This window comes from Enterobacter cloacae complex sp. ESBL7, assembly GCF_041679625.1.
Classification (GTDB): Bacteria; Pseudomonadota; Gammaproteobacteria; order Enterobacterales; family Enterobacteriaceae; genus Enterobacter; species Enterobacter asburiae_B.
In genome coordinates this window covers 1-358 of record NZ_JBGORN010000049.1, presented here as the reverse complement: position 1 = coordinate 358, position 358 = coordinate 1, and the positions used below count along the sequence as shown (strand labels likewise).

1 protein-coding gene is annotated in these 358 nt (G+C 54.5%); it reads right to left on the bottom strand.

All coding sequences use genetic code 11. From position 1 onward, the window contains the following. Positions 1-107: 107 nt before the first annotated feature. Positions 108-358 (bottom strand): helix-turn-helix domain-containing protein (locus ACERY3_RS25410; protein ID WP_373226810.1); only part of this gene is annotated, 251 nt, incomplete at its 5' end.

Below are 358 nucleotides of genomic sequence, written 5' to 3'. Positions count from 1 at the left end.
GCAAATTCCTCGTTGAATTTACCGCTGTTTCACCCCGACGCTAGTGGGATACACCGCAACATTCACACGCTCTCGCAGACAGGAGGTATAACGCAAGTACCTAAAAGTCACTTACCAACAGAAAGCCGATAAACCGGCATCCGACGGGTCGTCCCGGTGAGATTATCAGACGCCTCTGTTTCGGAGGTGGTGATTGCCATACCCGATTTGCGTAACCGCTGCACGTCGGCGGCAATTCGCTGAATGCCGAACCAGAATAGCCCGTCGAGTGCGGTTACCTGTAGCCCACTTTCCAGCGCCAGTCTGAGCCGCTCGCGTGGTACTTTCACGTCTTTGGCTATCTGCTGATAAGGCCTGG